This is a genomic window from Anaeromyxobacter sp. SG66, from assembly GCF_022690805.1.
GTDB lineage: Bacteria > Myxococcota > Myxococcia > Myxococcales > Anaeromyxobacteraceae > Anaeromyxobacter > Anaeromyxobacter soli.
Genome location: NZ_JALCZC010000074.1, coordinates 1 through 21,489, shown reverse-complemented (window position 1 = coordinate 21,489; position 21,489 = coordinate 1). Strand labels below are relative to the sequence as shown.

Genomic DNA, 21,489 nt, shown 5'->3' with positions numbered 1-21,489 from the left:
CGCTCGGCCCGCGAGCCCGGCGCGAGCCGCTCCGCGTGGGCGCGCACCTCCCGGAGGTCGGCGGAGCCGAGCCGGGCGAGCAGGGCGGCGGCGCGCTGGGGCGCGAAGGCGGCCGCGAGGGACGCGAGGAGACGGTCCGCCGGGTTCACGGGGCTCCTCCGCCCCGGAGCCGTCCGGAGACGGCGACGCCGGCGAGCGCCGCACCGCCGAGCCCCGCCAGCGCGGCGAGCCCGAGGAGCAGCGGTGAGCGACGGGCCGGGGGCGCCGGGGGCGCAGGTGCCTCGGCGCCGGGCGCGATCACCACCGAGATGGCCGACGGCTCGAGCCCGTCGGCCGCGCCCGCGACGAGCGCGCGGATCCCGGGCTCCAGGGCTCGCACCGAGGCGCAGGCCGCAGGCCGGCACTTGACGAGGACCGCACCCCGCGGCGGTGGGCGCTCGCCGGGGCGTAGAGGATCGGGCTGCGGCAGGCCGAGGTGGACCCGCGCCTCGACGACGCCGTCGATGCTCTCCACGCTGCGCGAGAGCTCACCCGAGAGCGCGTGCAGGTACAGCGCGTGCTCCTCCGTCGCGGTCGGGACCATCGAGCCCTTGCCGAACACCTCGCCGAACCCCGCCGGGCGCGGCCTCGGCAGCTCCCGCTCGGCGAGGATCCGGTGAGCCCGCGCCGCGTCGCGCCCGCTCACGGAGACGGTCCACCGCCCCTCCGAGCCTTCCTCGCGCGCCTTCGTCGCGGACAGCCCGCCCTCGTCCAGTGCGACGAGGATCTCGTTCGCCTGGGCCTCCTCCAGGCCGTGCAAGAGCTCGTCGTCCCCGCAGCCGGCGAGGAGCGTGGCGAGGGCGAGGAGCGGGAGCGCACGTCGCATGGAGATCTCCTTCAGACCTGGGTGTTGAGGGCCTGCTTCACGGACTGGGCGCCCTGCTCGACGAGCTTCGAGGCGAGATCGACGGTCTGGACCACGCGGTATGCCTCGGCCTGCAGGCCGAGGAGCTCCTGGGCGCTGAAGGTCCTGCCCTGCCGCGCCGCGGCGAGGACGCCCTCGAGGCGCCGCTGCGCGCGCTCCACGCCCTCGAGCGCGGCGAGCGCCGGGCTCGGTCGCGGGGGTGGGGCGCTCGCCGCGGGCGCCCGCGGCTCTAGCAGCGTGGAGAAGCTCGGCTTGTCGGGCCTGACCGGCGCGGGCCGGATGGCCGCGCCGGCAGCGCCCACGGGCGCGATGGGCATGGCGGCCTCAGTGGATGTTGTTGATCGCCGACTTCGCGCTGTCGTGCTTCACCTTCATGACGTTCGAGAGCGCGGCGAACTCGCGGCTCTCGCGCTGCATGTTCTCCTGCAGCTGCAGGTACTGGAGGTTGAAGCTCTGGGACTGCTGCTGCAGGGCGCGCGTCGCGGCGACGATGTCCCCCTCGGCGCCGGCGGTCTCCGCGACGTGCGCCCCGCCGGTGGCGCCACCGCTCGCGAGCGTGCCGGCCGCGGAGCGCAGGGCCCCGGAGACGACGGTGCCGCCGGGCACGAACGGCGCGGCGAGCTCGACCGACGCGGCGACCCCGCGGGCCGCGCTGGCCGCGGCGGTGCGGAGGGCCGCGCCGAAGCGGTCCGGCTCGGTCTTGCGCTCGGTGGTGTTCGCGACGTGGATGGACGGGATCGGGTTCATGGGGTGGCCTCCTGGCAGGGCGGTGAGCAACCGGCGTGCCGCGCCGCATCTCCTGCGAGCGCTCGCCCTTGCGGCGCGCGGGGAGGGACGCAGCACGGCCCCTCGCGGCCGGCGCGCGGACGCGGCCGTGGTAGGGTCGCCCGCGTGTCGCGCGAGTACCTTCGCCGCCTGAGCGATCAGATCGTCCACGCCCAGCGCCCGATCCGCGTCCTCCGCGCCATCAACTGGTCGGCGCAGGTCCACGAGCGGTTCTTCCGGCACGGCGCGAAGGAGCTGCCGCGTCCCGAGTACCCGGCGCTCGGCTTCGTCCCCGCGGACAAGGTGAGGGAGCTCCGCGCCCTCCGCAGGCAGATCCGCGGCAAGAACCCGGTCGAGGACCTGCTGCGGAAGAAGTGCGACGAGTTCATCGCGCTCGCGCAGATGCTCGCCGCTCGCGGGACGCGGCGCTTCTACGAGATCTCGCGCCGCGTCTACGGCGACCCGCGCGATCGCTTCCCCGACCACAACGTCGACAACCTCGCCATCGCGCGCATGTGGGCGTCGCGGCCGCGGGCGCGCGACGAGCAGCAGATCTACTCGGCCGAGGAGGCCGCGAAACGCATCGTCGAGCTCTGCACCCCGCTCCTCGGTGGCAACGTGTCCGCGGTCGTGACCTCCCGGCTCACCGCGAACGCGGCGGCGGGCGCGACGCGCATCACGCTCAGGACGGGCGCCCGGTTCTCGGAGCGGCAGGTCCACGCGCTCGCCCACCACGAGGGGCTGTGGCACGTGCTCACCTCGCTGAACGGCTTCCGCCAGCCGGTGCTCACGGTGCTCGGGGTGGGGCTCCCCCGGTTCACCGAGTCGCAGGAGGGAGGCGGCATCGTCGCGGAGTTCCTCACCGGGCACATCACCGACGAGCGCTACATCGAGCTCGGCGAGCGGACCATCGCGATCGACATGGCCGCGCGGGGGGCCGACTTCCTCGAGGTGTACCGCTACCTGCTCGCGCGCTTCCCGCCCGAGAAGGCGGCGCTCATGAGCGAGCGCGTGTTCCGCGGCGGGATCCTCGAGGGCGGCGCCCCGTTCACCAAGGACGCGGCCTACCAGCGCGGCTACTGCCGGACCTTCAACTTCCTCCGCGCCGCGCTCGAGCAGCGCGACGTGGAGCTCGTGCGCGCGTTCCTCGCGGGGAAGATGAGCGTGGACGACGCCGAGCTCGTCCGTGACCTCGTGGAGGACGGGCTGTGCGTCGGGCCCGTCTTCCTGCCGGAGTGGTTCATCGACATCGATCGCCTGAACGCGCTCGCGACCCACAGCGTCACCATGAACCGGTTCAGCCTGCCGAGCGTTTCGCGCTACTACGCGGCGCGGCGGAAGGAGGGGCGGCCCGCGGTGGAGCTCGCCCCGCCGCTCCGGGAGGACAGCGAGGAGCGCGCAGGGACGGTGGGCGAGGACGAGGGGGACCAGGGGGAGTAGCGGCGCGCGGGGCGGCCCGCAGTGCAGGGTGCCAGTGCGGGTCGAGGTGGCCCCAGCGCGATTCGACGCACGGTGACGATTCGCTCGACGTGCGGCAGCGCTCTGCTACGCTGCGCGTGAATGGACCTCCTCATGCGCCGACTCGCCGTCCCCTTGTTCCTGGCCGCTCTGCTGACACCCACCCTCTCCCTCGCCGAGGGTGCCTCGCCAGCGGAGTGGTCGCTCGGCGGCGGTCTCAGCTGGACGCTCGTCGGCAACCCGATCTCGGCGATCCTCCTGCCCTCGGGCGCGTACGTGACGTCGATCGACGCCTCGATCCCGAGCGTCAACGCCTCCCTCGAGCGGCGCGCCGGCGAGCGCACCTGGATCGTCCTCGGCCTCGCGGGGGGCGGGGACCGGCGTGAGATGGATCCGCCGTCCGGCTCGACCTATTCGCCCACGGACCAGACCGTCACGGGCGCGTTCGCCTCGGTCGGCGTGCGCCGCGTCCTGACCCCTGGCGATGCCCCCGTCGACTTCTCGATCGTCGGGGCGATCGAGGGCGGCTTCGTGCGCGCGAGCGAGACGACGCCCTCGCCGGCCGGGGGCGACCTCGAGGAGACCTACCGGTCCCGGCTCGTCGGCGTCAGCGGCGGGATCGCGCTCGACCGCACGCTCACCGGCTCGCTGTCGCTCCGCATCGCGACGCCCCTCGTCACCGCCTCCTACGCGAGCGTGAGCAGCACCGCGACCGGCCAGGCGGACCGCAACGGGAGCGCGCTGGGCGCCCACGTCGTCCTCGCGCCGCGGCTCGAGCTCCGGATCGCGTTCTAGCGAGCGCCGCGCCGGGCGGCGCTCCGGGCGGGGTTCCGCTCAGCTCACGGTCGCGCCGAAGAGCCGCCCGACCGCGTAGGTGACGCCCGCCGCGACCGCGGCGAGGCCGACCATGCGCGCCGCGGAGCGGAAGACGCTCGTGCCGGACAGGAACCCGAGCAGCCCGCCCACCGCGGCGAGGAGCCCGCCGGCGAGCGCGGAGGCGATCGCCACCGCGGGCGTGCCGGTGGTGAAGAGGAAGGGCAGCACCGGGACGAGCGCGCCCAGCGAGAAGAGGACGAACGACGCGACGGCGGCGTGCATGGGGGAGCCGAGGTCCTCGGGGTCGAGCCCCAGCTCCTCGCGGACGAGGGTGTCGGCGGCGCTGTCGGGGTTCTTGAGGAGCTCGGCGGCGGTGCGGCTCGCCTGCTCCGTGGAGAGCCCCTTCTGCTTGAAGATGAGGGTGAGCTCCGCGGCCTCCTCCTCCGGCGCCTCGACGATCTCGCGCTTCTCCAGCTCCACCTGACGGAGGAGCAGGTCGCGCTGGCTCGCGACGGAGGTGAACTCGCCGGCCGCCATCGAGAAGGCGCCGGCGAGGAGCCCGGCGAACCCGGTGATCACCACCGTGCCGGGCGCGACGCCGGCGCCGGCGACGCCGAGGATGAGCGAGAGGTTCGAGACGAGCCCGTCGTTCATGCCGAACACGGCCGCGCGGAGCGACCCGGCGCTGCGTCCGGCGCGGTGCCAGCGCTCGCGCGAGGCGATGATCTCCCGCGCGTCCGTGGGGGCGCCCTCGCTCATGCCCACGAGCGCCTGGCGGTGCGCGCGCTCCTCCTCGGCGATGGCGCGTGCCTCTCCACCCTGGCGATCGTACTTGTCCGCGTCGCCCGCCTCCGTCTCCAGGACCATCGGCACCACGGCCGCGGAGCCGAGGCGCCGCGCCAGCCAGACGAGCGCGCGGACGCGCGAGCTCGGCCGGTCCGGCGGGACCGCGACCCCCTCGCGCTCGAGCTTCCGGAGCCAGAGCTCGGCGTGCCGCCGCTCCGCGATCGCGAGCTCGCGGAAGCTCTGGGCGCGGGCGGGGTCCTTCTCGTGGCGCGCGAGCCCCTCGTACAGGGCGGCGCCGTCGCGCTCGTCGAGCAGGTTCTGGAGCCAGAGATCGGTGCGCGGGGCCGTCATGGGGCCGGAATGTAGCAGGGCCGTGGTCCCCCGGGCCCGGAAGGCTCGCCACGGACGGGGCGGGTGGTCTATAGAAATGGACCCCCGGAGAACGCGCCGTGCAGAAGCTCGATACCCGTGAACCGTCGTTCGCCGAAGCGTGGGCGCGCGTCTGCGCGCGCGGCTCGGACGAGGACGAGGCCCCCGTCCGCGAGGCGGCGCTGGCCATCGTGCAGGACGTCCGCGCCCGCGGCGACGCCGCGCTGCTCGAGTACACCCGGCGCTTCGACGGCTGGGAGCCGGGCGGACCGGAGGGGCTCGTCCTCGGCAAGGACGCGTTCCGGGCGGCGTTCGAGGGGCTGCCGGCGGACGGGAGGCGGGCGCTCAAGCTCGCGGCGGGCCGGATCGCGGACTTCCACCGGCGCGAGCGCGACGCGGAGGTGCCGGCGCGCCGCGACGCCATCGGCGCGACGCTCGCGCAGGTCGTCCGGCCGCTCGCGCGCGCCGGGCTCTACGTGCCCGGCGGCACCGCGCGCTACCCGTCCTCCGTGCTCATGACCGCCATCCCGGCGAGGGTCGCCGGTGTGCGCGACGTCTACGTCTGCTCGCCCGGCGTGAAGGGGACCGGGGAGATGGACGCCTGGACGCTCGCCGCGTGCCACGTCGCCGGCGTCTCGCGCCTGTACCGGGTCGGCGGCGCCCAGGCCGTCGCGGCGATGGCGTACGGGACCGCGTCGATGCCGGCCGTCGACAAGATCTGCGGGCCGGGCAACGCCTACGTGGCGGCGGCGAAGCGGCTCGTGTTCGGCCAGGTCGACATCGACATGATCGCCGGACCGAGCGAGATCCTGGTCCTCGCCGACGCCGCGGCCGATCCCGCCGAGGTGGCGAGCGACCTCATCGCCCAGGCCGAGCACGACGCGCGGGCGGTGTCGGTCCTCGTCACCCCCTCGGCGCGGCTCGCCGAGGCGACGCTCGCGGAGCTCACCCGGCAGCTCGCCGATCTGCCGCGCCGGGAGATCGCGCGGCGGTCGCTCGACGACCGCGGCGCCGCCGTGGTGACGAAGGATCTCGCCGAGGCGGTGCGGCTCGCCGACGCGTTCGCGCCGGAGCACCTCGCCCTGCACGCGCGGAACGCCCCGGCGCTCGTCTCGAAGCTCTCGCGCGCGGGCGCGGTGTTCGTCGGGACGAGCACGCCCGAGGCCGTGGGCGACTACCTCGCCGGCCCGAGCCACGTGCTGCCCACCGCCGGGACGGCCCGGTTCGCCTCGCCGCTCTCGGTCGCGACGTTCCGCCGCCGCATGAGCGTCCTCGAGCTCTCGCCGCGCGCGCTCGCGAAGGTCGCGCCCGCGGTGGAGGCGCTCGCCAGGGCCGAGGGCCTCGAGGGCCACTGGCGCGCGGTGGCGGTGCGGGTCGGGAAGCAGGCGGCCCCGGCGGCGCGCGAGCGCGCCACGCGGCGGACGGCGAAGCGGCCCGCGGGCGCCGCGAAGCGGGGTTCCCGCGCGGCGGCGGGGAGGAGGACGCGGTGAGGCGCTCGGGGGGACGGAGCGGCGCGGCGAGCGCGCGGCGCGGCCAGGTGGCGCGCAAGACGAAGGAGACGGACGTCGCGGTCGAGCTCTCCCTCGCGCCGGGCGAGTCGAGCATCGCCACGGGGCTGCCGTTCTTCGATCACATGCTCGACCAGATCGCGCGCCACGGCGGGATGACGCTCGCGATCCGGGCGAAGGGCGATCTCGAGGTGGACGCGCACCACACCGTCGAGGACGTCGGCATCGGGCTCGGCGAGGCGCTGCGGCAGGCGACCGCCGACAAGGCGGGCCTCGCCCGCTACGGCCACGCGGTGGTCCCGCTCGACGAGGCGCTCGCCGAGGTGGTGGTGGATCTCTCCGGCCGGCCGCACCTCACGTTCAACGCGAAGCTCCCCTCCGGGAAGAAGTTCATCGGCGGCTACGACGTGGACCTGACGCAGGACTTCCTCCAGGCGCTCGTGAACCACGCCCGCATCTGCCTGCACGTGAACGTGCGCTACGGGCGGAACCTGCACCACGTGGTGGAGGCGATCTTCAAGGCGACCGCGCGCGCGCTCCGGGCTGCGACCGCTCGCGAGGGAACTGCGCTCCCGTCCACGAAGGGGCTGCTGTGAGCAAGCCGCCCGGGACGATCGCCCTCGTCGACTACGGCGCGGGGAACCTGCGCTCGGTGGAGAACGCGCTGCGCGAGGTCGGCGCGGAGGTCGTCGTGACGCGCGATCCGGACTTGGTCCGGCGCGCGGATCGGGTCGTCGTGCCGGGGCAGGGCTCGATGCCGGAGTGCGCCGCGGCGATGCAGCAGAGTGGGGTCGCCGACGCGCTGCGCGAGGCGATCGGCCGGGGCGCGCCGGTGCTCGGCATCTGCGTGGGGCTGCAGCTCTTGTTCGAGGAGGGCGAGGAGGCGGGCGGGGCGAAGGGGCTCGGCATCCTCCCGGGCCGCATCCGGCGCCTGCCGGAGGGCGTGAAGCTGCCGCACATCGGCTGGTCGCCGGTGCGCCTCGTGGGCGCGCGCCCGGCGATCTTCGCGCCCATGGACGGCGCCTACGTCTACTTCGCCCACTCCTACGCGGCCCCGGCCGACGCCCCCGGCGTCGCCCTCGTCGCCACGCACGGCACGACCTACTGCGCGGCGCTCGCGCGCGAGAACCTCTTCGCCGTCCAGTTCCACCCCGAGAAGAGCCAGAAGGTCGGGCTCGCGCTGCTCGAGCGGTTCGTCTCGATCTAGGAGCCCGCCATGCTCGTCATCCCCGCGATCGACCTCATGGACGGCGAGGCCGTCCGGCTCGAGAAGGGCGACTTCGCGACGAAGACGGTCTACGCCCGGCGGCCCGCCGACAAGGCGGCGGAGTTCGCGAGCGCCGGGGCGACGCTCCTCCACGTCGTGGATCTCGACGGCGCGAAGGCCGGCTGGCCGGTCAACCTCGACGCGGTGCGCGCCATCTGCGAGGTGCCGGGGCTCGAGGTGGAGCTCGGCGGCGGCCTCCGGTCGCTCCCCGACATCGAGAAGGTGCTCGCGCTCGGCGTCCGCTACGTGGTGCTCGGGACCGCGGCGGTCGAGCGGCTCGGGCTCGTCGAGCAGGCCTGCCAGCGGTTCCCGGGCAGGGTGCGCACCGGGATCGACGCCCGGAACGGCGAGGTGAAGATCGCCGGCTGGCTCGAGGGGACGGGGCTCTCCGCGGTGGACGTCGCGCGCCGCGTGAAGGCGGCGGGGGTCGGCCTCGTGGAGTACACCGACGTCGCGCGGGACGGGATGTTCACCGGCGTCGACGCGGCCGGCGCGGCGCGCATCCAGGCGGAGGCAGGGATCCCGGTGGTCGCCTCGGGCGGCGTCGCGAGCCTCGCGGACGTCGAGGCGTGCCGCGCGGCCGGCCTCGCGGGCGTCATCGTCGGCAAGGCGCTCTACGAGCGCCGCATCGATCTCGCGGCGGCGATCGCCGCGGCGGTCTCCTAGGATCCGGACATGCCCGCGAAGCGCATCATCCCCTGCCTCGACGTGAAGGGCGGCCGCGTCGTGAAGGGCGTCAAGTTCGAGAACCTCCGCGACGCCGGCGACCCGGTCGAGGCGGCGCAGCGCTACGACGCGCAGGGCGCCGACGAGGTCACCTACCTCGACATCGCCGCCACCCAGGAGAACCGCGGGACGCTGCTCGACCTCGTCACCCGCACCGCCGCGCGCGTGTTCGCGCCGCTCACCGTCGGCGGCGGCGTGCGGAGCGAGGAGGAGTTCGTCGCGCTCCTCCACGCCGGGGCGGACAAGGTCTCCGTGAACTCGGCGGCGGTGAAGGACCCGTCGCTCGTCGACCGGCTGTCGCGCATCGCGGGCGCGCAGGCGCTCGTGGTCGCCATCGACGTGAAGCGCCGGCCCCACACCTCGCCGCAGGAGTGGGAGGTCTACGTGGCGGGCGGGAGCCGTCCGACCGGGCTCGAGGGCGTCGCCTGGGCGCGCGAGGTCGCGCGGCGCGGGGCGGGAGAGCTGCTCCTCACCAGCATGGACCGGGACGGGACGCGGGCGGGCTACGACCTCGAGCTCCTCGAGCGCGTGTGCGAGGCGGTGACCATCCCGGTGATCGCCTCCGGGGGCGTCGGCACCCTCGAGCACCTCGCCGAGGGTTTGCGGATCGCCGACGCCGCGCTCGCCGCGTCGATCTTCCACGACGGGCAGCACACCGTGCAGGAAGCCAAGGCGTACCTGCGCGAGCGCGGCATCGAGGTGCGTCCGTGACGCGGCCCGTGGCGCCCGTCGCGGACCCGGCCGCGCTCGAGGCGCTCCTCGGGCGGGTGAAGTTCGACGATCGCGGGCTCGTGCCGGTGGTCGCTCAGGAGGAGGACGGGACGGTCCTCATGGTCGCCTGGGCGAACCGCGAGGCGCTGCTCGCCACGGCTCGCACCGGGCGGGCGACGTACTGGTCTCGAAGCCGGCAGTCCATCTGGGTGAAGGGCGACACGAGCGGCCACGTGCAGGAGACCCGGTCGATGGCGCTCGACTGCGACGGGGACACCGTCCTCTACGTGGTCCGGCAGACCGGGCCCGCGTGCCACACCGGCGCCCGGAGCTGCTTCTCGGAGATACTGGAGATCCCATGGCAGACGAACGCTTCCTCGCCCAGCTCTGGGCGACCATCGAGTCGCGCAAGGCCGACCTCGGCGCGACCGAGAGCTACACCCGGCAGCTCCTCTCGAACCCGTCCCGCATCCGCCGGAAGATCATCGAGGAAGCGTACGAGGTGAACGAGGCCCACCAGGCGCTCGAGGCCGGCCGGGACACGAAGGACCACGTCGCCCATGAGGCGGCCGATCTGCTGTATCACCTCTACGTGCTCCTCTCGGCGGCGGACGTGACGCCTGCGGAGGTGTACGCGGTGCTCGAGCGGCGCCACGGCGGGCCTCGCCGGCAGAAGGCCGGCGGGGGCGGAACCCCTTGACAGGGGTGAGGATTTCGTCTAATAGCCGCCCCTCAGCCGCACGGAGGGCCGGGCGTCCGAGGGTGCCCGGCTCGTTTTGCGTTTCGGCGGTAAACCCGAGATCGAAGTAAACAGAGAGCGGAGACGAACTGGATGACCGGCGTGCGCGTCAAGGACGGCGAGTCCTTCGAGAATGCGATGAAGCGCTTCAAGAAGCAGTGCGAGAAGGCGGGGATCCTCTCGGAGATCCGCAAGCGCGAGCACTACGAGAAGCCGTCCGTGAAGCGCAAGAAGAAGGCCCTCGCCGCCAAGAAGCGCGCGATGAAGAAGATGCGCAAGACCTTCTAGTCGCTCGGGAGGGGTCGACGATGGCGCTCAAGGAGACGCTCGACGCGGACATGAAGGCCGCGATGCGGGACAAGGACGCGCCGAAGCTCAGCGTGATCCGGATGCTGAAGAGCGCCATCAAGTACCGCGAGATCGAGGTGATGAAGCCGCTCGACGACGCGGGCGTGCTGGCCGTCATCGCCACCGAGATCAAGCGGCGCCGCGACTCGGTCGAGCAGTACCGCGCCGGCAACCGCGCGGACCTCGCGGACAAGGAGGAGGCCGAGATCCTCGTCCTCCAGGGCTACCTGCCCGCACAGCTCGGCGAGGACGAGCTGCGCGCGAAGGTGGACGCCGCGATCCAGAAGACGGGGGCGCAGGGGCCGAAGGACATGGGGGCGGTGATGAAGGCCCTCCTGCCGGAGGTCCAGGGGCGGGCGGAGGGGAAGACGGTCAGCGACATGGTGAAGGCGCGCCTCGCCGCGAAGTAGCGCTCACGTTCCGCCGGGTGCGCGGACGGGCGCGCATCCGCATCGAAGAGGATGCTCCTGATCCCCGAGGCGCTCATCGAGCAGGTCCGGGATCGCGTCGACGTCGTGGCGGTGATCGGCCGCCACGTGGAGCTCAAGAGGTCCGGACGGACGTGGAAGGGCTGCTGCGTCTTCCACGGGGAGCGCACGCCGAGCTTCCACGTCTACCCGGAGGACAAGCACTTCAAGTGCTATGGCTGTGGCGCGTACGGCGACGTGTTCTCTTTCTTGCAGCGGCTCGAGGGCAAGGAGTTCCCCGAGGTGGTGAAGGCGCTCGCGCAGGAGGTGGGCGTCGAGATCCCCGAGGCGGCGGAGGAGGACAGCGCCGAGGCCCGGCGGCGCCGCAAGGAGCGCAACGAGGTGCTGGCGGCGTGCGACGCGGCCGCTCGCTACTGGGCTGCGCGCCTGCAGAGCCGGTTCGGCGCGCAGGCGCGGCGCTACCTCGAGGAGCGCGGCATCGGCGAGGAGGCGATCCGGCGGTTCCGGATCGGGATCTCCGCGGACGGCTGGGGCGACCTCGTGCCGCGGGTCGCGGAGAAGGGCATCGGCCCCGACGCGCTCCTGCGCGCCGGGCTGCTCGTCGAGAAGGAGAAGGGTGGGGCCTACGACCGGTTCCGCAACCGCCTCATGTTCCCCATCGCCGGCATGGACGGGCAGGTCATCGGCTTCGGCGGCCGCGTCATGCCCGGCGAGGCCTCCGACAAGGCCGGGGCGAAGTACATCAACACGCCGGAGACCCCCCTCTACAAGAAGTCGAAGGTCCTCTACGGGCTGGAGCTCGCGCGCGAGAGCATCCGCAAGACGCGCACCGCCGTGCTGGTCGAGGGCTACTTCGACGTGATCGGGCTCCACCAGGCGGGGATCGCGAACGCGGTGGCGGTCTGCGGCACGGCGCTGACGGCGGAGCACGTCGAGCTGCTCGGTCGGTGCGACTGCCGCGAGGTGACGATCCTCTTCGACGGCGACGTCGCCGGCCTCGCCGCCCCCGCCAAGGCGGCGGCGGCGCTCTTCCCGGCGGGCGTCTCGGGCAAGGTCGCCCTCCTGCCGTCGCAGGGCGGCAAGACCGATCCGGACGAGTACGCGCGCGCCCACGGGCGGGCGGGGATGGAGGCGCTGCTCGCCAAGGCGACGCCGCTCTCCGAGCACCTCATCGACAGGGCCGTCGAGCGGGCGTGCGGGGGCGCCCCGCGGGACGCCGCCCTGGAGGCGAAGCTCGCCGCCGTCCGCGAGCTCACGCCATTCGTGCGGATGATGCCGGAGGGTCTCGCGCGTTCTGTCTTCGAGGACGCGATCGCGAAGCGGCTCGACCTCGACCTGGGCGCGCTCCGGGCCGAGCTCGAGGGGGAGCAGCCGAGGAGGCAAGCGCCCGCCCGCCCGGAAGCGGCGCCCGTGCCGCCGAGGCCCCCCGCGAGGACGGCCCCGACGAGCCGGGTGAAGCTGCTCCTTCCGGGGCCCGCCGCCGACGCCCTGGGGCTGCTGGTGGCGTTTCCGGCCGAGCTGGCCGGTGTCGCGGAGGAGGAGGGGCTGCCCGGGCTCATGCCCCCAGGGCCCCTCGCCGAGCTCGCGCGGGATCTCATCCGCGAGCCGATGCCGCTCGACGCGGCGCTGGCGCGTGTGCGCGCAGCGGGGGACGAGGACGCGTTCCGGCGCGTCCGGGACATCGTCGGGCCGGCGCGGCCTCCGGTGGAGGGCGCCGTGACCGAGCTGCGGAAGGCGGCGGTGAAATCGAAGCTGGAGCGGCTGGGGTTGGAGATGGGTGAGGCGGAGAAGCGGGTCGCCAGGGCGGGGAGCGCCTCCGTCGACGACCTCTCGACCCGCTACCAGCGGCTCGTCAACCAGAAGCGGGACCTGCAGCGCCGGCTGCAGTCGCTGGAGCGCAGCGGATGAAACGCAAGCTGCGGAGCATTCTAGGGAAGTTCGCCGGGCTCGCCCGCCCCAGGCACGTTAAGGAAGCGCCACCTCGAGCAGCCGAGCCGTTGAAGGAGCCGAAGCACATGACCACGAAGGCCGCGAAGAAGCCGCTCAAGAAGGCTGTCGCCCGTACGAAGGCGAAGCCGTCGCCGCGGGAGAAGGAGCGGCTCGCGAAGGCCGTGAAGGCCAAGCCCGCCGCGAAGCCGGCGGCGAAGGCTGCCCGTCCCCCGGCGAAGGCCGAGAAGGCGGCGCACGCGCGCAAGGCCGAGAAGGCGGCGCCCCCGCAGCGGGCCGACAAGGTCGCGGCGCGCCCCCCCGAGAAGGCGGAGAAGGCCGAGAAGGCCCCGAAGAAGAAGCTCGACGCGGCCGCGGCCGTCGAGGCCGGCCCCGCGCCCAAGACCAAGGGGCCGAAGCTCCGGAAGGCCGCGGTGCCGTTCGACGAGGCGGAGGCCGACGGGCTGGAGGAGGGCGAGGAGGCCGAGGCCGCCGCCGACGACGACGACCTCGACGAGGATCTGCCGCAGGACGACATGAGCGACATCACCGAGCGGTCCGAGGTGAAGGCGCTCATGGCGCGCGGCCGCGAGAAGGGCTTCCTCACCTACGACGAGGTGAACGACGCCCTCCCGTCCGACATCGGCTCCGAGCAGATCGACGACGTCATGTCGATGTTCGGCGAGCACGACATCGAGGTCGTGGACGGCGCCGAGAAGAAGATGAAGCTCCCCGACAAGCCGCCGGAGCCCGAGGGCAAGGCGGAGGTCGAGGAGGAGAAGGATCCGGACGAGGACGCCGGCTACGGCAAGTCGAACGACCCGGTCCGCATGTACCTGCGGAAGATGGGGTCGGTGTCGCTCCTCACGCGCGAGGGCGAGGTCGAGATCGCGAAGCGCATCGAGGAGGGCGAGAAGGAGATCCTCGCCGCGGTGCTCTCGTCGAGCATCGCGATCCGCGAGATCCTCGAGCTGGGCGAGCGGCTGCGCAAGGGCAAGATCCGGGTCCGCGAGATCATCAAGGACGCGGGCGACGAGCAGCAGGCCGAGCGCGAGGAGGAGAGCGAGGAGGAGTCGCTCGAGGCGGAGGTCGAGGGCGGCGCCGAGGTCGAGGGCGACGAGGTCGCCGCCGACCCCGTCGCCGAGGGCGCGCCGGTCGAGGGCGCCGAGCCGGAGCGCCCGAAGATCCCGAAGGAGGAGGAGCGCAAGGTCGAGCACGTGCTGAAGCACATCGACCTCATCCGCAAGCTCGAGGGCGACGTCGCGAAGGTGAAGGAGACGCTCGCGACGAAGAAGCTGTCCGAGCCGAAGCGCAAGGAGCTCCGCACCGAGATCAAGGCGATCGAGGGCGAGATGATGGAGCACCTCGAGGCGATCCAGCTCAACAAGAAGCAGATCGACCGGATCGTCCTGCGCCTCAAGGGCTTCATCAAGCGCGTGGAGGAGGCGGAGCGCGAGCTCGCCGACTGCGAGCGCGCGACGTCCGTGCCGGTGCGCGAGCTCCGGCGCCTGCTGCGCGAGGCCCGCGAGGACGAGGGCGCGCGCAAGAAGCTCGCGAAGAAGCTCGCCTGCTCGGCGGAGGAGGTCGAGGAGCTCGACCGCACCGTGCGCTCGGCCTACCGCAAGATGCTGCGCGTGCAGGAGGAGGCGGAGGTCCCGGTGGACGAGCTCCGCCGCACCTACCGCACGATCAGCGACGGCGAGCACAAGGCGGAGCGCGCGAAGACCGAGCTCGTCGAGGCGAACCTGCGCCTCGTCGTGTCGATCGCGAAGAAGTACACGAACCGCGGCCTGCAGTTCCTGGATCTCATCCAGGAGGGCAACATCGGCCTCATGAAGGCGGTCGACAAGTTCGAGTACAAGCGCGGCTACAAGTTCTCGACCTACGCGACGTGGTGGATCCGCCAGGCGATCACGCGCGCCATCGCCGACCAGGCGCGGACGATCCGCATCCCGGTCCACATGATCGAGACGATCAACAAGCTCATCCGGACGAGCCGCTACCTCGTGCAGGAGCTCGGCCGCGAGCCGACGCCCGAGGAGATCGCGGAGAAGATGGAGCTCCCGCTCGACAAGGTCCGCAAGGTCCTCAAGATCGCGAAGGAGCCCATCAGCCTGGAGACGCCGATCGGCGAGGAGGAGGACAGCCACCTCGGGGACTTCATCGAGGACAAGTCGCTCGTCTCGCCGTCCGACGCGGTCATCAACATGAACCTGGCCGAGCAGACTCGGAAGGTGCTCGCCACGCTGACGCCGCGCGAGGAGAAGGTCCTGCGCATGCGCTTCGGCATCGGCGAGAAGAGCGATCACACGCTCGAGGAGGTCGGTCAGGACTTCGAGGTGACCCGCGAGCGCATCCGCCAGATCGAGGCGAAGGCGCTCCGGAAGCTGCGTCACCCGAGCCGCTCCAAGCGGCTGAAGAGCTTCGTGGAGAACTAGGTCGTCGTGATGTGGTAGACGGTGCCTGCTGGGACCCTGGGCCCATAGCTCAACGGTCAGAGCGGTCGGCTCATAACCGATTCGATCCAGGTTCGAATCCTGGTGGGCCCATCATTCGAGGGAGCGAGAGCCTTGTCGTTGCGTGAGAAGCTGAAGGCGCTGGAAGAGCTGCAGCAGATCGATCTCGAATCCAACGAGGTCCGGGGAGCGCTCGGCGCCATCCCCGCGAAGAGGACGGCCGTGGAGGCGGCGATCGTCGAGGCCCGCAAGGCCTACGACGACGAGAAGCTGCGCCTCGAGGGCAACGAGCGCGAGCGGCGCCAGCTCGACAGCCTCCTCGGGATGGAGCGCGACAAGGTCAAGAAGTGGGAGGGCCGGCTCGGCGAGATCAAGACGCCCCGCGAGTACGCCGCGCTGTCCCGCGAGATCGACATCGCGAAGAAGTCGAACGAGACGCAGAGCGATCACGTGAAGGAGCTCACCGCCCAGGCGGGCGAGATCCGCAAGACGCTCGACGCGAAGGCGGACGCGCTCTCCGAGCGTGAGCTCGCGGCGCAGGGCGAGCTGCAGGAGCTCGACCAGCACACCGCGGCCGCCGAGGAGAAGCTCCGCGAGCTCGACGCGCGCCGCGCCGAGGCCGCGAAGAAGGTCGACCCGGGCCTCCTCGCGAAGTACGAGAACATCAAGCGGCGCCGGGCGGGCGTCGCGGTCGCGCCGGTGGTCGGCATGACGTGCAAGGGCTGCCACCGGAACATCCCCCCGCAGCTCGCCATCACGCTGCAGCGGGCGAACTCGATCGAGACCTGCCCCAACTGCCACCGCATCATCTACTCGGCCGACGCGGTGAACCCGCCGGCGCCGTCGCCGGCCTAGGGCGCCCCGTGGCGAAGTCCGTCCTGGCCGAGCTCCTCCGCTTCATCGCCGCGAACGAGCAGCTCCCCCGGACGCTCCAGCGCTACTCGGGGTACGACCGCGACACCCTCGGCAAGCTCATCGACGCCGCCGCCGATCGCATCGAGGAGGCGGAGAAGGCGCGAGAGGCCGCCGCCCCCGGCGGCTCGAAGGGCATCAAGGTCCGCAAGCAGACCGACGTCGAGAAGGCGGCGGCCCGCTCCGCCGCGGAGCTCGACGAGGCGATGGACCTCTCGAAGGCGGAGCGCGAGCAGCGCCGCCGCGAGCGCGCCGCTCAGGCGGAGCGCGAGGCGGCCCAGGCCGCGGCGGCCGTGGTCGAGGAGCGCGAGAAGCGCACCCGGCTCTTCACCGACGGCGCGGCGCGCGGCAACCCCGGCCCGGCCGGCGCCGGCGCCGTGATCGTGAGCCCCGACGGGCACATCGTCGCGAAGGTCGGCAAGTTCCTCGGCGAGTCCACGAACAACGTCGCCGAGTACATGGGGCTCATCCTCGGGCTCCGGCGCGCGAAGGCGATGGGCATCAAGGAGCTCGAGGTGTTCGCCGACTCCGAGCTGCTCGTGAAGCAGCTCGCCGGCGACTACGCCGTGAAGGCCGAGCACCTGAAGCCGCTCCACGACGAGGCGCAGGCGCTCCTCAAGGGCTTCAGCTGGATCCAGGTCCGCCACATCCCGCGCGAGGAGAACGGGCAGGCGGACGCGATGTCGAATCGCGCCATCGACGAGCGGCTGTAGCCGCTGCGGTTCACCCTCCCGCCCCCACGGCGGCGGCCTCGCGCGCCCCTGACGTCAGGAGGGCCGGCGGCCCTTCGCGAGCTCCTTCGCGGTCACGCCGGCCGCGACGAGGATGGGGTCGTACACCGGAGCGAGCGGGGGTGCGTAGGCGAGATCGAGCTGCTCCAGGTCGGAGACCGTCATCCGGGCGGTGAGCGCCGTCGCGAGCACGTCGACGCGGCCCGTGACGCCCTCGGCGCCGACCAGCTGGGCCCCCAGCAGCCGCCCGGACCCGCGCTCCGCGACGAGCACCGTGGTGAGCGTGCTCGCGCCGGGGTAGGCGTGACCGCGGCTGCGGTGCGTCGAGGTGGCGGTGACGAAGTCGAGGCCCGAGCGGCTCGCGTCCGCGGGGCCGAGCCCGGTCCGCCCCACCTCCAGCCCGAAGACCTTGAACGCAGCGCTCCCGACGATCCCGCCGAACCGCTCGTCCGCGCCGGCGGCGTTCGCGCCGGCCACCTTGCCCTGCTTGTTCGCGGTCGTCCCGAGCGGGATCCACGCGGGGCGGGCGGTGACGAGGTGCCGCGCCTCCGCGCAGTCGCCCGCCGCCCACACCGCGGGCGCGCTCGTCCGTTGCGCGTCGTCGACGGCGATCGCGCCGCTCGCGCCGAGGACGATCCCCGCCGCCTGCGCGAGCGCGGTGTTCGGGCGCACGCCGACGGAGACGAGCACGAGCTCGGCCGGGAACGCGCCGCGATCGGTCGCCACGACGAGGCCTCGGCCCTCGCGCCGGATCTCCTGGACCGCGAGGCCGGTGTGGGCCTCGACCCCGTGCCGCCCGAGCTCGGCCGCGACCTCGTCCACCAGCGGGCGTGCGAAGCCGGGCAGCAGCTCTTCGAGCTTCTCGAGCACCGTGACCTCGAGGCCCCGCGCGCGCAGCGCCTCCGCCATCTCCATGCCGACGTACCCGGCGCCGACGATCACCGCGCGCCGCGGCGCGGCCTCCGCGAGGAAGCGCTTCATCGCGGCGCCGTCGGTGAGCTCGCGCAGCACGAACACGCCGGGGAGCTCCATCCCCGGCAGCGGCGGCCGGACGGCGCGCGCACCGGTCGCGATCACGAGCGCGTCGTAGTGGAGCTCGTAGGGGCGACCGGACGCGAGGTCGCGCCCGTGCACGACGCGGCGCTCCACGTCGATCCCGGTCGCCGCGTGCCCGGTGCGGACGTCGATCCCGCGCTCGCGGCGGAAGCGCTCCGGCGTGATCACCACGAGGTCCTCGATCGGCCGGGACGGGTCGAGGAGGTTGTAGGGCATGCCGCACGCGCCGTAGGAGACGTGGGGTCCGCGCTCGAGCACCACGACCTCCGCCTCCGGCGCGCGGCGCTTCGCCTGGCTCGCGGCGCTCATGCCCGCCGCGACGCCGCCGATGACCACGATTCGTGCCATGGCCCCTCCCCCGTGCGAGCCAGCCGGCACGCGCGCCGGTTCGCCGGGAGGGCGAGCCTCGCCCGGATGGCGGCCGCGGATGGCGGCCGCCGAACCCGCCCGCGACGGCGCGGCTCTCATGGCGGCATGAAGCTCCCCTGGTGGTTTCCCTTCGGGCGCGTCCCGGAGATCGCGGCGCACGAGCTGAACGACCGGATCTCGAAGAAGCCTGCGCCGCACCTCCTCGACGTCCGCTCGGCGGCGGAGTTCGCGGCGGGGCACATCCGCGGAGCCGTGAACGTCCCCATCACGGCGCTCGTCTCGGGGCTGGAGGCGCTCGCGCTGGATCGCGCGCGCCCCGTCGTCGCGATCTGCCTGTCCGCGCACCGCAGCCCGCCCGCGGTCCGCCTGCTGCGAGAGCGCGGCTTCGACGCCGTACAGCTCGCGGGCGGCATGCTGGCGTGGCGCGCGGCGCGGCTGCCCGAGTCCCGCCGCTGACGCCCGAGCGGCCTAATGAAGCGCGCTCGGCGGCGGGCGTACGAGCCGGGAGAGCCCGTGCATCGCCTCGACGGTGGCGAGCAGCTCGAGCGCGAGCCGCGCGCACGGGGGACAGCGGGCGACGTGGAGCCTGACGCGGACCAGGACGGCAGGATCGCGCTCTCCGTCGATCAGCTCGGAGAGCCGTTCTGAGAGCTCGTCGCAGCGCAGCGGGGCGAGCGTGCCGGAGAGCATGGCGGGCACCTCCCGTGACTCGCCACGTACGAGCCCCGCGCCGCGGCCTGGAGCCAGGCCCTGCGGGGGCTAAACGGCCGATCATGATTCGCTAACAGGCGAGCGAAGCGAGCCCGCCGGGGCGACGCCGCGGAAGCGGCGAAGCCGCCCGCGGCGTCGCACGGGACCCGGCGAGCCGGGGTGGGGCCCCGACGAGCTTCGCTCGGCGGGGCGGGGGCGCAGCCCCCGTTAAAGTGCCCGCTCGTGCTTGGGCGCGTCCCTCACTGCCCGGGCGGACTCCTCGGCCCGCTGCGTCTTGAGCTTCTTCATCCGCTTGCGGATGAGCTCGCGCTTCAGGCTCGAGAGGTGGTCCACGAACAGCGTGCCCTGGAGGTGGTCGGTCTCGTGCTGGAGCGCGATGGCGAGCAGGTCGTCGGCCTCGAGCTCGAACGGCTTGCCGTGGTAGTCGAGCGCTCGCACCCAGACCTTCGCGGCGCGGTCGACGTCCTCGGCCTCGCCGGGGATCGACAGGCACCCCTCGGTCCAGGTCGTCTCCCCCTCGTAGCGGACGATCTCCGGGTTCACGAGGTGGAGGAGCTTCTGCCCTTCCTGCCGCGGCGAGGTGTCGATGACGATGACGCGCTTCAGCACCGCGATCTGCGGCGCGGCGAGGCCGACGCCGTCGGCGGCGTACATGGTCTCGGCCATGTCGTCGAGCAGGCGGCGGATGGAGTCGTCCACCCGATCGACGGGCTTCGCGACCTCCTTGAGGATCGGGTCGGGCCAGATGACGATTTCACGCACCATGAGGTCAGGTCACTCCAACGAGTCCGGCCGCTTTCTTAATCCATGCGCGGGCCGGCCGCACCTCCCCGGCGCTCATTCACCCAGGCCGCCGAGGTACTCCGCGCGGAGCCGGTCGTCTGCGAGCACCTCGCGGGCGTCCGTGACGACGCCCTGGATCTCGTCGAGGACGGCGGGGAGGCCCTCTCCGCGCAGGCCCGCGTGCCGCGCGGCGTCGAGCTCGGCGGACAGGCGTTCGGCCGCCTCCCGGACCTCGTGCGGGGTGCACAGGCGGCCGAGCCCGAGGATGGTGAAGTAGTCGGCGCGTCGCACCTGATCGAGCTTCTCGCGGATCCGCGCCACGTCGATGGCCGCCGTGGCCGCGGCCACGGGGCGGCCCCCCTGCAGCACCCGGACGCGCAGCACCTCCACGAGGACGAGGGCGGCGAGGACCTGGCGGGTCGAGAGCGCGTCGAGCGGGCTCGCCGCGACGATCTCGTCGAGCGTCCGGAGGCCGTCGGCGAGCGAGACGGCGCGCCGCTCCTCCGGCGAGAGGCCGAGGTCCGCGACCGCGGGCGCGCCCTCGGCGGGGACGAGGAGGGTGCCCGGGCCACCGAGCACCTCGTCGACGCGCGCGGCGAGCCAGCGGCGCCTAACGCCCTCGACGGCGAGCGCGAGCGGGCCGCGCTCGAGGGCGATGCGCTCCTCGGGCGGCACGTGCGCCGCGGCCCAGCGGAACCGCGCCTCCGGCTCGGCGAAGACGCCGAACACGACCTCCTCGACGCGGCGGCGCACGAGCGAGGTGAGCTCCGTCGGCTTCAGGAACCCGCGCTCGAGCAGGAGCAGCGCCGCCCGGCGCGAGGGAAGCGCCGCGGCGGCGGCCGCGATCTGGCGGTGCTGGTCGCGCGTGAGGAGGCCGAAGCGGAGCGCCAGCTCCTCGATGCGGTCGGACGGATCGCCGCTCGTCGCGCCGACGACGCGGCCCTCCTCGAGATGGATCGAGCGCGACGCCTCGCCCTGGACGTCGATGCGGCCGCTCGCCTTCGTGCGCGCCGCGAGCGCGAGGAGCCGCGGGGCGGGCAGGTCGGCGAGGGTCCCGCTGCGGAGCTCGGCCGGCGGCGGGGGAAGCCGGGGGGTGGCGGCGTCGGGCTCGGGCGGATCCAGGAACTCCGGGGGCGCGGCCGCAGGCGCGTCGGCGGGCTCGCGGCCGCGCAGGGCGGCCACGCGCCGCCGCGCCGCGTCGTCGGACGGCGACGTGGCGGGGGCGGCGCGGAACGGGGCCAGAGCCTCGTCGGGGAACGGGAACGCCTCCGGCTCGCGGGCGGCCTCCTCGGCGATCCGGCGGAGCTCCTCCTCCGCGTCCTCCCTGCGCCGCGCCTCCTCGGCGCTGCGCCGGCGCAGGTCCTCCATCTCGGTGCGAGCGCTCTCGATCGCGCGGCGCAGCGTCTCTTCCTCCGCCTCGCGCCTGCGCGCCGCCTCCTCGGCCTCGGCGCGCGCCTCCTCGTCCGCGATGCGCCGGAGCTCCTCCGCGGCCTGCTCCTCGGCGGCGGCGCGCGCGATGACGCTCTGGATGCGCTGCTCCGCGGCGCGTCGCTCCTCCTCGAGCTGCACCCGGAGCCGCTCGAGCTCGCCCTCGAGCCGCCGGCGAGCGTCCGCCTCGCTCGCCGCCTTCTCCTCCGCGTCTCGCGCGCGGCGGGCCTCCTGGTCCGCCTCCCGGCGCGCGCGCTCCTCGGCGTCCCGGCGCTCCGTCTCGGCGCGGCGG

General features: G+C 73.7%; 23 protein-coding genes, 1 tRNA gene and 1 pseudogene. 17 read left to right on the top strand and 8 right to left on the bottom strand.

The window, feature by feature from the left end:
- Nucleotides 1-145: 145 nt before the first annotated feature.
- From MNZ39_RS17405 to MNZ39_RS17395, 3 genes are read right to left on the bottom strand one after another with little or no spacing between them, the layout of a single operon-like run.
- Complete coding sequence (locus MNZ39_RS17405) at nt 146-865, bottom strand: secretion protein (protein WP_242340350.1); 720 nt, start codon at nt 863-865, stop codon at nt 146-148.
- Between the two features lie 11 nt (nt 866-876).
- Nucleotides 877-1,221, bottom strand: coding sequence for a hypothetical protein (locus MNZ39_RS17400; RefSeq protein WP_242340349.1), 345 nt, complete (start codon nt 1,219-1,221; stop codon nt 877-879).
- A 7-nt stretch (nt 1,222-1,228) separates the two neighbouring features.
- Nucleotides 1,229-1,651 carry a hypothetical protein gene (locus MNZ39_RS17395; protein ID WP_242340348.1) on the bottom strand — a complete coding sequence of 141 codons (423 nt, stop codon included), beginning with the start codon at nt 1,649-1,651 and terminating at the stop codon, nt 1,229-1,231.
- 144 nt (nt 1,652-1,795) lie between these two features.
- Between MNZ39_RS17395 and MNZ39_RS17390 the strand changes: the two genes are divergently transcribed.
- Together MNZ39_RS17390 and MNZ39_RS17385 are read left to right on the top strand one after the other, a co-directional pair.
- Nucleotides 1,796-3,109: a flavohemoglobin expression-modulating QEGLA motif protein gene (locus tag MNZ39_RS17390; protein WP_242340347.1), complete on the top strand. Its 1,314-nt coding sequence runs from the start codon at nt 1,796-1,798 to the stop codon at nt 3,107-3,109.
- 132 nt (nt 3,110-3,241) lie between these two features.
- Nucleotides 3,242-3,922, top strand: a complete 681-nt coding sequence (locus MNZ39_RS17385; protein ID WP_242340346.1) for a hypothetical protein — start codon at nt 3,242-3,244, stop codon at nt 3,920-3,922.
- 39 nt (nt 3,923-3,961) lie between these two features.
- On the opposite strand, the gene MNZ39_RS17380 is transcribed toward MNZ39_RS17385, so the two are convergent.
- On the bottom strand, nt 3,962-5,080 hold the full coding sequence (locus MNZ39_RS17380; protein WP_242340345.1) for a VIT1/CCC1 family protein: 1,119 nt from the start codon (nt 5,078-5,080) through the stop codon (nt 3,962-3,964).
- Between the two features lie 98 nt (nt 5,081-5,178).
- Here MNZ39_RS17380 and hisD point away from each other — a divergent pair, with 98 nt between their 5' ends.
- The 14 genes and pseudogenes from hisD (at nt 5,179) to MNZ39_RS17310 (ending at nt 16,832) form a co-directional block, all read left to right on the top strand.
- Nucleotides 5,179-6,588, top strand: a complete 1,410-nt coding sequence (gene hisD, locus MNZ39_RS17375; RefSeq protein ID WP_242340344.1) for a histidinol dehydrogenase — start codon at nt 5,179-5,181, stop codon at nt 6,586-6,588.
- The gene (hisB, locus tag MNZ39_RS17370; protein ID WP_242340343.1) at nt 6,585-7,202 is read left to right on the top strand and encodes an imidazoleglycerol-phosphate dehydratase HisB; all 618 of its coding nucleotides are present in this window, start codon (nt 6,585-6,587) and stop codon (nt 7,200-7,202) included. Before hisD ends, hisB begins: the two co-directional genes overlap by 4 nt.
- The gene (gene hisH / locus MNZ39_RS17365; RefSeq protein WP_242340342.1) at nt 7,199-7,813 is read left to right on the top strand and encodes an imidazole glycerol phosphate synthase subunit HisH; all 615 of its coding nucleotides are present in this window, start codon (nt 7,199-7,201) and stop codon (nt 7,811-7,813) included. Before hisB ends, hisH begins: the two co-directional genes overlap by 4 nt.
- 9 nt (nt 7,814-7,822) lie before the next feature.
- On the top strand, nt 7,823-8,539 hold the full coding sequence (gene hisA, locus MNZ39_RS17360) for a 1-(5-phosphoribosyl)-5-[(5-phosphoribosylamino)methylideneamino]imidazole-4-carboxamide isomerase (protein ID WP_242340341.1): 717 nt from the start codon (nt 7,823-7,825) through the stop codon (nt 8,537-8,539).
- 9 nt (nt 8,540-8,548) lie between these two features.
- A complete protein-coding gene (gene hisF, locus MNZ39_RS17355; RefSeq protein WP_242340340.1) occupies nt 8,549-9,310 on the top strand; it encodes an imidazole glycerol phosphate synthase subunit HisF in 762 nt (253 codons plus the stop codon).
- Nucleotides 9,307-9,615: pseudogene (locus MNZ39_RS17350) on the top strand (phosphoribosyl-AMP cyclohydrolase); the annotation flags it as partial. The gene hisF and the pseudogene MNZ39_RS17350, both read left to right, overlap by 4 nt.
- A gap of 53 nt (nt 9,616-9,668) precedes the next feature.
- Nucleotides 9,669-10,010 carry a phosphoribosyl-ATP diphosphatase gene (hisE, locus tag MNZ39_RS17345; RefSeq protein WP_242340339.1) on the top strand — a complete coding sequence of 114 codons (342 nt, stop codon included), beginning with the start codon at nt 9,669-9,671 and terminating at the stop codon, nt 10,008-10,010.
- Nucleotides 10,011-10,142: 132 nt separating this feature from the next.
- Nucleotides 10,143-10,337: a 30S ribosomal protein S21 gene (gene rpsU, locus MNZ39_RS17340; RefSeq protein ID WP_242340338.1), complete on the top strand. Its 195-nt coding sequence runs from the start codon at nt 10,143-10,145 to the stop codon at nt 10,335-10,337.
- A 20-nt stretch (nt 10,338-10,357) separates the two neighbouring features.
- A complete protein-coding gene (locus MNZ39_RS17335) occupies nt 10,358-10,807 on the top strand; it encodes a GatB/YqeY domain-containing protein (RefSeq protein WP_242340337.1) in 450 nt (149 codons plus the stop codon).
- Nucleotides 10,808-10,858: 51 nt separating this feature from the next.
- Nucleotides 10,859-12,733, top strand: coding sequence for a DNA primase (gene dnaG / locus MNZ39_RS17330; RefSeq protein ID WP_242340336.1), 1,875 nt, complete (start codon nt 10,859-10,861; stop codon nt 12,731-12,733).
- Nucleotides 12,730-15,189, top strand: a complete 2,460-nt coding sequence (gene rpoD, locus MNZ39_RS17325) for an RNA polymerase sigma factor RpoD (RefSeq protein WP_242340335.1) — start codon at nt 12,730-12,732, stop codon at nt 15,187-15,189. Before dnaG ends, rpoD begins: the two co-directional genes overlap by 4 nt.
- A 38-nt stretch (nt 15,190-15,227) precedes the next feature.
- Nucleotides 15,228-15,300, top strand: a tRNA-Ile gene (locus tag MNZ39_RS17320).
- Between the two features lie 21 nt (nt 15,301-15,321).
- Complete coding sequence (locus MNZ39_RS17315; RefSeq protein ID WP_242340334.1) at nt 15,322-16,062, top strand: zinc ribbon domain-containing protein; 741 nt, start codon at nt 15,322-15,324, stop codon at nt 16,060-16,062.
- Nucleotides 16,063-16,070: 8 nt separating this feature from the next.
- The gene (locus MNZ39_RS17310; protein WP_242340333.1) at nt 16,071-16,832 is read left to right on the top strand and encodes a ribonuclease HI family protein; all 762 of its coding nucleotides are present in this window, start codon (nt 16,071-16,073) and stop codon (nt 16,830-16,832) included.
- 54 nt (nt 16,833-16,886) lie between these two features.
- Here the strand turns inward: MNZ39_RS17310 and MNZ39_RS17305 are convergent, their stop codons facing one another.
- Nucleotides 16,887-18,254: an FAD-dependent oxidoreductase gene (locus tag MNZ39_RS17305; protein WP_242340332.1), complete on the bottom strand. Its 1,368-nt coding sequence runs from the start codon at nt 18,252-18,254 to the stop codon at nt 16,887-16,889.
- A 126-nt stretch (nt 18,255-18,380) separates the two neighbouring features.
- Between MNZ39_RS17305 and MNZ39_RS17300 the strand changes: the two genes are divergently transcribed.
- Complete coding sequence (locus tag MNZ39_RS17300) at nt 18,381-18,731, top strand: rhodanese-like domain-containing protein (protein WP_255821495.1); 351 nt, start codon at nt 18,381-18,383, stop codon at nt 18,729-18,731.
- A gap of 12 nt (nt 18,732-18,743) precedes the next feature.
- On the opposite strand, the gene MNZ39_RS17295 is transcribed toward MNZ39_RS17300, so the two are convergent.
- The 3 genes from MNZ39_RS17295 to MNZ39_RS17285 all read right to left on the bottom strand — a co-directional run.
- Entirely contained in the window at nt 18,744-18,965 is a 222-nt protein-coding gene (locus tag MNZ39_RS17295; protein ID WP_242340331.1) for an anti-sigma factor, read from the bottom strand.
- Nucleotides 18,966-19,193: 228 nt separating this feature from the next.
- Nucleotides 19,194-19,751 (bottom strand): peptide deformylase, encoded by a 558-nt coding sequence (gene def, locus MNZ39_RS17290; RefSeq protein ID WP_242340330.1) that lies wholly within the window; start codon nt 19,749-19,751, stop codon nt 19,194-19,196.
- Between the two features lie 72 nt (nt 19,752-19,823).
- Nucleotides 19,824-21,489 (bottom strand): DUF4388 domain-containing protein (locus MNZ39_RS17285; RefSeq protein ID WP_242340329.1); only part of this gene is annotated, 1,666 nt, incomplete at its 5' end.